At 65.1% G+C, this 9,612-nt stretch carries 7 protein-coding genes; all 7 read left to right on the top strand.

The features are described from left to right. Positions 1 to 141 precede the first annotated feature (141 nt). Genes HGB10_08125 through HGB10_08095 form a run of 7 tightly spaced genes read left to right on the top strand, consistent with a single transcriptional unit; the run spans position 142 to position 9,556 of the window. Complete coding sequence (locus tag HGB10_08125; GenBank protein ID NTU71768.1) at positions 142 to 1,944, top strand: penicillin-binding protein 2; 1,803 nt, start codon at positions 142 to 144, stop codon at positions 1,942 to 1,944. A 59-nt stretch (positions 1,945 to 2,003) separates the two neighbouring features. After that, entirely contained in the window at positions 2,004 to 3,437 is a 1,434-nt protein-coding gene (locus tag HGB10_08120; GenBank protein ID NTU71767.1) for a UDP-N-acetylmuramoyl-L-alanyl-D-glutamate--2,6-diaminopimelate ligase, read from the top strand. Continuing rightward, a complete protein-coding gene (locus HGB10_08115) occupies positions 3,434 to 4,486 on the top strand; it encodes a phospho-N-acetylmuramoyl-pentapeptide-transferase (protein ID NTU71766.1) in 1,053 nt (350 codons plus the stop codon). Before HGB10_08120 ends, HGB10_08115 begins: the two co-directional genes overlap by 4 nt. Then, a complete protein-coding gene (murD, locus tag HGB10_08110; GenBank protein NTU71765.1) occupies positions 4,483 to 5,868 on the top strand; it encodes a UDP-N-acetylmuramoyl-L-alanine--D-glutamate ligase in 1,386 nt (461 codons plus the stop codon). Before HGB10_08115 ends, murD begins: the two co-directional genes overlap by 4 nt. Then, on the top strand, positions 5,865 to 7,103 hold the full coding sequence (ftsW, locus tag HGB10_08105; GenBank protein ID NTU71764.1) for a putative lipid II flippase FtsW: 1,239 nt from the start codon (positions 5,865 to 5,867) through the stop codon (positions 7,101 to 7,103). Before murD ends, ftsW begins: the two co-directional genes overlap by 4 nt. Continuing rightward, positions 7,018 to 8,163, top strand: coding sequence for an undecaprenyldiphospho-muramoylpentapeptide beta-N-acetylglucosaminyltransferase (murG, locus tag HGB10_08100; protein NTU71763.1), 1,146 nt, complete (start codon positions 7,018 to 7,020; stop codon positions 8,161 to 8,163). Before ftsW ends, murG begins: the two co-directional genes overlap by 86 nt. A 40-nt stretch (positions 8,164 to 8,203) precedes the next feature. Beyond that, positions 8,204 to 9,556, top strand: a complete 1,353-nt coding sequence (locus tag HGB10_08095; protein NTU71762.1) for a UDP-N-acetylmuramate--L-alanine ligase — start codon at positions 8,204 to 8,206, stop codon at positions 9,554 to 9,556. Positions 9,557 to 9,612: the final 56 nt, after the last annotated feature.

Below are 9,612 nucleotides of genomic sequence, written 5' to 3'. Positions count from 1 at the left end.
CATCCAGTGCGCCTGCCGAGCAGACCGGTCTGTCCAGGGCGCTTGCAACCGCGGTAGCGGTCGCGGGCAGTGAGGCCCGCGTCCTTCTTGTTGGCGATGTCGGCCTCGCGTCGTCGAGATGAGAGTCGGATAGGAGGCGGCGTGGCTAAGCGGCGTACGGCATCGCCAGAGAGCCGCCGATTCCACATCCTTCTTGCCTTCTTCGGCATAGCACTCTCGCTCATCGGCGTGCGGCTGGTGTGGCTGCATGTCGTCCGCTCCGCGGACTACACCGCCAGGGCGTCGAACCAGCGGCTGCGGGACATCGAGATTTCGCCTCGCCGCGGAACCATCTACGACCGCGAGGGCGAACCACTCGCCAAGAGCATCGCGGCATCGACGATCTTCGCATCTCCGAACACGATCGAGGACAAGGCAGGTGTCGCGGCTGCGCTCGCATCGGTACTCGGCGGAAAGCCGGCTGACTACGAGGAGAAGCTCTCTCGCGATTCCGGCTTCGTCTATATCGCGCGTCGGGTGGATGTCGACCAAGCAAAGCAACTCGAGGCACTCAAGCTCACGGGCATAGGCTTCCTCGATGATTCTCGGCGGATGTACCCGTCAGGCGAACTCGCATGCCAGGTGCTGGGTTTCGTCGGGATAGATGGCGAAGGCCTCGCGGGGATCGAGAAACGCTACGACGGCCTGCTGGCCGGTAAGGCCGGCGTTCTGCTTGCAGAGAGAGACCCGTACGGACGCCTCATTCCGGGTGGCGTCCAGAAGAGCGTCGATGCGGTCGATGGGCATGACATCGTGCTCACAATCGACAAGGACATTCAGTATCACGCGCAGATCGAGCTGGCCCGGGCGGTCAAGAAGTGGGCGGCCAAGAGCGGCGAGGTCATCGTCATGAACCCGAACACCGGCGAGATCTACGCGATGGCGTCAACTCCTGGGTTCAATCCGAACAACTACGGCGACGCCAAGCCGTCTGCCTACCGCAACGCTCCGGTGTCCAATGCCTATGAACCGGGATCGACCATCAAGGTTCTCACGGCGGCGGCGGTGATCGAGAAGGGGCTGATGAAGCCCTCATCGAAGATGGGCCTGCCCTCCGAGTTGCGCGTGGCCGGACGCACGATCCACGAGTCGCATGGTCGAGGAGCGGTTACCTGGTCGCTCGAGCAGATCCTGACGCACTCCTCGAACGTGGGAGCGGTCAAGGTCGGCATGAAGCTCGGTAAGCAGGGGCTCTACGACTCGTTCTCCAAGTTCGGGCTGACCGAGGCCACCGGTGTGGACTACCCGGGCGAGGCGCGCGGTTGGCTCCCGGTTCCGAGCCTGTGGTCTGACAGCTCGATCGCCAACATCCCGTTCGGCCAGGGGGTGTCGGCCACTCCGCTGCAGTTGTGCAGGGCCGTCTCGGCGATCGCCAACGGCGGTGAACTGGTCACACCGCACTTCCTCTTCGACGTGCCGCAGGATCCCAGCGCGAATCGCACGTGGCCCCGCAAGCGGGCCATCTCCGAGAAGACGGCGCTGTCGACGACAAAGATGATGCAGAAGGTCGTGACCGAGGGGACGGGTACGTTCGCGGCTGTTCCCGGCTATCTGGTCGCGGGAAAGACCGGTACCGCACAGGTAGCCCTCGGCAATGGCAGAGGCTACGCGAGCGGAACCTACATCGGATCGTTCATCGGGTATCTTCCGGCAGACGACCCTCAGGTGCTGATCTGCGTGAAGCTCGATCAGCCCCGCAACGCCATCTACGGTGGCACCATCGCCGCGCCGGTCTTTTCGAAGCTCGCGCAGTTCTCGGTGTCGCACCTCAAGATTCCGCCCACCACGCCGCAGCCGGCGAAGAAGGTCAAGAAGAAGGCCGCAGGTACTGCGGGCAGCAAGGATGTCACGGCAAGTGCCGGCGGCTCATCTGACGGCACGGGAACCCCCACCGGGGACCAGTGATATGCGTGCTAGAATCGCTGGTCGACAAGCATGGAGCGTGTGTGACTGAACGAACGATCATGAGTCTTCTTGAGGGCACCGGCGCCATCGCGCTCGGTGCTGCTGACGTTGCCGTTTCCGGTGTCGCATATCGCTCCGATCGAGTGTCTTCGGGCGACCTGTTCGTGTGCGTTCGCGGCTTCTCGCACGATGGCCACCACTTTGCGGCAGATGCCGTCTCCCGAGGCGCGGTCGCGCTGGTCGTCGAGCGTGAGCTCACGGGCATCGGTGTGCCGCAGTTCGTCGTCGTCGATTCCCGCGAGGCGCTTGCGAGGATCGCGGCCCGTTTCGAGGGCGACCCGAGCGCATCGATGGCGGTCATCGGAATCACGGGTACGAACGGCAAGACCACGACAACGTACTTGGTCGATGCGATCATGCGGGAGGCGGGGCACACGACGGGAGTCATCGGCACCGTCGAGACGCGCATCGGGGATCGCACACTCGATGCGAGCCACACCACGCCCGAATCCCGAGACCTGCAGCATCTGCTTGCCGAGATGCGCGATGAGGGCGTTTCTGCGGTCGCCATGGAGGTGTCGAGCCACGCGATCGACCTGCACCGCATCGACGCGGTGCGGTTCGCGGTGGCGGCCTTCACCAATCTGACTCAGGACCACCTCGACTATCACCAGACCATCGAGGCCTACGCGAGTGTGAAGCGTCGGCTGTTCACCGACTTTGAGGTCTGCACCGCAGTCATCAACATCGACGACGAGTACTGTCGTGGGCTTGCGGCGCAGCTGCCCGAGGCTGTTACGGTGGGTAGGGACTCCGCAGCGCTGGTGCGTGCCGAGGACGAGCGGCTGTTTGCCGGCGGGGCAGCGTTCGAATTGGTGACTCCGCACGGCCGAGCACACATCGAACTGCCGTTGGCCGGTGCATACAACGTCAGCAACGCACTTGTCGCCGCCGCGTGCGCACTTTCGGCCGGCGTCGACTTCCAGACCGTGGTCCGCGGGCTCGAGGCGGCACCCCAGGTTCCCGGAAGACTCGAGCGCGTGGACTGCGGCCAGCCGTTCTCTGTAGTTGTCGACTATGCCCACACACCCGATTCGCTCGAGAAGGCCCTCGCGGCTGTCCGTCAGGTGACCGAAGGTAAGGTCATCGCCGTGTTCGGTTGCGGCGGAGACCGCGACCCGGCAAAGCGACCGCTCATGGGCGCCGCCGTGGCCCGCGGTGCCGACACTGCGGTCGTCACAAGCGATAACCCACGCTCAGAGGACCCGGTGGGCATCATCCTTCAGGTCGAGGATGGTATGCGCGGCGGCGAGTTCGACTATGTGGTCGAGGTCGATCGCCGCAAGGCCATCCGTCGGGCCCTTGCGCTGGCGGGCCCCGGCGACGCCGTTCTGATCGCCGGCAAAGGGCATGAGGACTACCAGATATTCGCGGACCGGACCATCCACTTCGACGACCGAGAGGTCGCCCGAGAGGAGCTGGCCGCGAGATGATCAGATTCGCACAGTACCCCACCTACCAGGTGTTTCTTGCGGTCGTGACCTCAATGGTTGGTGCGGCCATCCTCTTCCCCCTGTGGATTCGTCTGCTCCGGGTGCGCAACATCGGGCAGCAGGTGCGCGCCGACGGCCCTCAGGGGCATCTGGTCAAGCAGGGCACGCCCACCATGGGTGGCGTACTCATCCTGCTTGTCGTCACGGCGACTTTCTTGCTCCTCGGCAATCCGACGAGGCTTTCGCTACTCGCGCTCCTTGCCATGCTCGCATGTGGGATTCTCGGCTTCGTGGATGACTGGTCCAAGGTCAGTCACGAGCGTTCCTTGGGCCTGAGGCCGCGCGCCAAGCTCTTCTGGCAGAGCACAGTAGCGGTTGGCTTCGGGCTGCTTGCCGTGAACTGGGCGCACCTCCCCACCTGGGTCAGCATCCCGGCGACGACGTACAAAGTGGACCTCGGGGGCCTTTCTTCGGCCTTCGCCATCGGCGGCTTCCTGATCACCATCCCGTGGCTGTACCTGGCACTAGTCGCGGTGATGATCGTCGCCATGAGCAACGCCGTGAACCTGACCGATGGCCTCGACGGGCTTGCTGCGGGCACGGTCGCCATCGTGACACTCGTGTTTGCGGCTATCGCGTTCAGGCAGAACACCTTGCAGAGCGCGCTCTTTGCGGCGTCGGTCGCCGGCGCCTGCGTGGGATTCCTCTGGTACAACAGCTACCCCGCCGACATCTTCATGGGTGACACGGGCTCGCTTGGTCTGGGTGCGGCGCTCGCCGCGCTTGCAGTGATCACCAAGACGGAACTCCTCCTGCTCATCATCGGTGGCATCTACGTCGCCGAGACGCTCTCGGTCGTGCTGCAGGTCGCGTCGTTCAAGCTGACGGGTAAGCGGATCTTCCGCATGGCACCGCTGCACCATCACTTTGAGATGAAGGGCTGGTCCGAGACAAAGGTCATGGTGCGCTTCTGGATCATCACCGGGATTCTTGCGGGCGCCGGCTTCGCGATGTACTTCATCGGGACTGTTGTGGCGAAGCACAAGTGATCACCGCCAACGACATCCTGGTGGTTGGTCTCGGGTCGTCGGGCATCGGGTCTGCACGCTACGCGGCCTCCATGGTCTCGACAGGCGAGGCGCACTCCGTGACAGCCGTGGACTCGAAGGACACCCCGGCACTGCACGCCATCGCAGATGAGTTGCGCGAACGCGGGGTCAGCGTCGTTCTGGGCACGGACATCATCGAAGGTCACTACGATCTGGCGATCGCCAGTCCCGGAATTCCCCCGCACGCGCCGATACTGAAGGCCGCTCGGGCAGCATCAGAAAGGCTCGTGTCCGAGATCGAATTTGCTTTCGGCCGTTCGTCGCAGTCGTGGGTCGCAATCACCGGCACGAACGGGAAGACCACGACCACTTCGCTGGTCGCCCATCTCCTCAAGTGCGCAGGGATTCCCGCTCGCACCGTGGGCAACATCGGCACGGTGGCTATCGAGGCCGTCGAGCAGGCGTGTGCCGATGAGGTGCTCGTCGCCGAGGTCTCGTCGTTCCAACTCTCCAACATCGCCGCATTCCGCCCGCGTGTTGCGGTTCTGCTCAACGTCACCCCGGACCATGTGGACTACCACGGGTCGCTGGAGGCGTACGCCGATGCGAAGGCTCGTGTGTTCGAGAACCTCAGTACGGGCGATATCGCGGTCATCGACGTCGATGATCCGGGTTCGGCGGGGTATGCCACTCTCGTCGAGGCGCGCGGCATCGACGTCGTTCGGGTGGGGCGATCCGTTACCGAGGCAGGGGGCGCGACCGTCACTGACCGGATGCTGCAACTCGACTCTCCTGCTGGGCCCATTCGCCTGGTGTTCGAAGACGAGCTACTGATCCACGGCGCGCATAACGTCGCAAATGCCCTGGCTGCAGCTGCAGCCGCGCACGCCGTCGGTGCCGGCATCGAGGGCATCCGAGAGGGGCTTCGGACCTTCGAGCCCATCGAGCATCGTCTCGAGCCCGTCGCCGAGATCGATGGCGTCGAGTGGTTCAACGACAGCAAGGCGACGAATCCCGATGCAGTGCTCAAGGCCCTCACCGCGTTCGGCGAGCGGCCGATAGTGCTTATGCTCGGCGGGCGCAACAAGGGCAGCGACATGCGCGGTCTCGCGCGGGCGTCCGATCAGCGTGCAAAGGCGGTTGTCGCCTTCGGAGAGGCGAGCGACGAGATCGCGCAGGCGTTCGAGGGGCTGACGGTTCGGTTCGTGTGCGCCGCGAATCTGGCCGATGCGGTTGAGAAGGCGGCAGCCCTAGCATCGTCGGGTGACGCCGTCGTGCTCTCGCCAGCGTGCGCATCCTTTGACGAGTTCAGGTCTTACGAGCACAGAGGCGACACGTTTAAGGTACTTGTGCGCGCGCGAGACGCCGGTGATGCACGATGAGCCGCACTGAGTATGCAGGGGGCCCGGTCCCGCGCTATCTACTGTTGGCGGCCGCCCTCTTTCTCACCGCATTCGGCCTGACGATGGTCTACTCTGCGTCCTCGATATCGGCGCTGGTGAAGGAAGGCTCGGCGACGCACTACTTCATCCGCCAAGTCGCTTTCGTTCTTGTGGGCATGGGGCTGGCCTACGTCGCGTCTCGTTATGATTACCGCCGCTTCCAAGGGGTGTTCGGAAAGCGGCTCTGGTACGGAGCGGTTGCGCTGTTGATCGTGACGTACGGCCTGGGAGTCGTTCGCGGTGGCGCGCGTCGCTGGATCCCGCTTGGCTTCGTGAACCTGCAGCCGTCCGAGTTCGCGAAGATCGCGTGCGTGCTTGTGGCGGCTGCACTCGCGATTGAGTGGCAGCGCGGTCGGCTTGAGACTCGCGACTACATGTTGCAGATCCTGATCTACGTGGGGATCCCCGCTGCGCTTATCGTCGGCCAGCCCGACCTCGGTACCGCGATACTGCTGGCGGTCGGCGTGGGGGTGGTGCTGTTCCTCAGTGGGATCCCGATGCGTTGGATCGCCGGCGCGGTGGCGGCGCTGGGCGCATTCGGTGTCGCGGCGATCATGCTTGAAAGCTACCGAATCCAACGTGTCCTGACGTCGCTGAACCCATGGCTCGATCCCTCCGACAAGGGCTACCAGACCATCCAGGCACTGCTTGCGTTCGGAACGGGTGGACTCAAGGGTGTTGGACTCGGCCTGTCTCGGCAGAAGTTCTTCTACCTGCCTGAGGCGCATACGGACTTCATCTTCGCGATCATCGGCGAGGAGGTCGGTCTGCTCGGTACGCTCCTGATCGTGACCGGGTTCATCATCTTGCTGTACGCCGGCATCCGCATTGCGATGGGCGCGCGCGATCCGTTCGGTCGGCTTGTCGCCGGTGCGCTGACGGGCATGCTCGCCTTCCAGGCGGTCTTGAACATGGCCGCGGTCACCGCGGTGTTCCCGGTTACCGGCAAGCCGTTGCCGTTCGTCAGCTACGGCGGATCGTCGATGTTTGTGACAATGCTCTCTGTGGGGCTGATTCTGTCAGTATCGAGATACGGAGCGCATGCACCCCGAGCGGTGCGCAGCGCGCCGAGACGCGAGGAGCGTGACCGTGCGAGTGTGGATGAGCGGCGGCGGAACAGCGGGGCACGTCTACCCCGCGCTCAGCGTGGCGGGCCGGCTCGCCGCCGAGCATGACGACGTCGTCTTCGTCGGCACACCCGGTGGGCTGGAGGCCCGTCTCGTCCCCGAGGCGGGCGTCGCATTCCGCGGGCTTGCGGCGAGCGGTTTCGACCGCGCGCGCCCGTGGACGCTTCTGACGTCGTCGGCCCGTATCGCTGCATCCACCGTCACGGCATGGCGCTGGATGGGCAGGCAGCGGCCTGACGTTGTGATCGGCTTCGGTGGCTACGTGTCGATACCCGTCGGCTTTGCCGCCGCGCTGCGCCGAGTTCCTATCGTGCTGCACGAACAGAACTCCGTCCCCGGGATGGCCAACAAGGCGATCTCTCGCTGGGCGCGCGGTGTTGCGGTCACGTACCAGGAGTCCGCCGCAGCCTTCGCCCATCCCCAGCGCGTCGTCCTGACGGGCAATCCCGTTCGCGACGAGGTCCTGACCGCAGAGCGGGCGCAGGGCAGGGCCGCGCACGGACTTCCTGCTGACGCGCTCGTACTGCTTGTGTTCGGCGGTAGCCGCGGTGCGCGTCATCTCAACAGCGAGCTCATTGGGCTTCGAGAGAAGCTGCTCGCTGTACCCGGGCTGCATGTCGTTCACGTGGCAGGGCGTCTCGAGGTCGATGACGTTCGTGCTGCACTCGCGGCTGCGGGCGGCGACGGTGCTGGGCGGTGGCAGGTGCTCGACTACGTTGACGACATGGGCTCGCTGCTGGCGGCGAGCGATCTGGTCGTCGCGCGGGCCGGCGCAACGTCCATCGCCGAGATCACGGCGCTCGGGCTGCCCGCTGTTCTCGTACCGTACCCGCACGCCACCGACGACCACCAGACCAAGAACGCTGCGGCCATGGTCGCGAACGGCGCCGCCGAGATCGTATCGGATGCGCAGTTGGGCGAGGAACGCTTCGGTGACGTCGTGCTCGGGCTGCTTTCCGACGCGGATCGGCGTGCTACCATGTCCGACGCGTCGCGGGCGCTCGGCAGGCCTGACGCAGCAGCTCGCGTCGTTGCACTGGCACGAGAGGTCGCTGCGGGTGGCGCACACCCGATCACCGATCGATCCACGGAGGATTCCGTTGTCTGAGCAGGTCTATGCGCACTTCATAGGTGCCGGCGGTGCCGGCATGAGCGGCATCGCCCTGGTCCTTGCCGAGCGCGGTATCCGCGTTACGGGAAGCGACCTCAAGCGGTCTCGCTACTCGCGCGCGCTTGAGGAAGCGGGGGTGCCCATCGCCATCGGGCATGCAGCCGAGAACCTCGGTGACCCGCAGGTGGTCGTGGTGTCCTCCGCGATCCCGGAGTCCAATCCGGAGCTTGCAGAGGCACGCCGACGCGGTACCGAGGTCTGGCCACGCGCCAAGATGCTCGCACACCTGGCGGGGGAGCGAGACACCATCGCCGTGGCAGGGACGCACGGCAAGACCTCCACCAGCTCCATGGTCGCCACGATGCTGTCCCGTATGGGGCTGGCGCCGACGTTTCTCATCGGTGGAGAGGTCGATGGCTTCGACACCAACGCCGTCAACGGCTCGGGTGCGCACTACGTCGTCGAGGCCGATGAGAGCGACGGGTCGTTTGTGCACCTCGATCCGAAGATCGCGATCATCACCAACGTCGAGGCCGACCACCTCGACCACTACGGCACGCTGGAAGCCATCGAGGACGTGTTCTGCGAGTTCATGGCCCGAGTCGCCGAGGACGGGGTTCTCGTCATCTGTGGGGACGACGCTCGCCTGGTCGAGCTCGCGAGTTCCTCGGATCGCCGCGTCGTCACCTACGGGTTCGGGGACCACTGCGACGTTCGGTGCGCATCCCTCGCTCGAGACGGAGTCGGTACCCGCTTCTCCGTCGAGGTACCGGGCGGAATGAAGGTGGAGTCGCTGACTCGAGTTCCCGGCGAGCACATGGTCGCCAATGCGGCCGCATCGCTTGCGACAGCTTGGGTTCTCGGCCTCGATCTCGCGCAGGCCGGCGCTGCCCTCGCCGAGTTCACGGGGGTCCGGCGCCGCTTCGATCTGATCGCAGAGGTGGGCGGGGTCACCATCGTTGATGACTACGCGCACCATCCCACCGAGGTTCTGGCGACGCTCACGGCTTCGCGCCCCCTTGGCTTTGAGCGCGTACTGGTTCTGTTCCAGCCGCACCGCTACTCGCGCACGCAAGCGCTTGCAGCTGATTTCGCAAACGCCTTTGGACCGTCCGATCGCGCCGTGCTCATGGACGTCTACAGTGCCGGCGAAGCGCCCATTCCCGGCGTGTCGGGTAAGACCGTCCTCGATGCGCTGCTCCGAGAGCATCCCCGTACGCAGGTCGCGTACCTTCCGCATCGCGCCGATGTGGTCCCGTATCTTGCATCGACCGTGCGCTCGGGTGATCTGGTACTCACGATGGGGGCGGGTGACGTCACGACCATCGGGCCCGAACTAGCCGAGGCCCTCAGGCCCCGCGCCGCCCGGGATGTCGCGCCGTGTCACTAGACCACGCATACGATCGGCTCAAGGCCGGTCTCGCCGGGTCGGTGAGACGGGATGAG

The organism is Coriobacteriia bacterium, from assembly GCA_013334745.1.
Lineage (GTDB): Bacteria > Actinomycetota > Coriobacteriia > Anaerosomatales > JAAXUF01 > JAAXWY01.
This window is presented reverse-complemented; position numbering and strand designations above follow the sequence as displayed.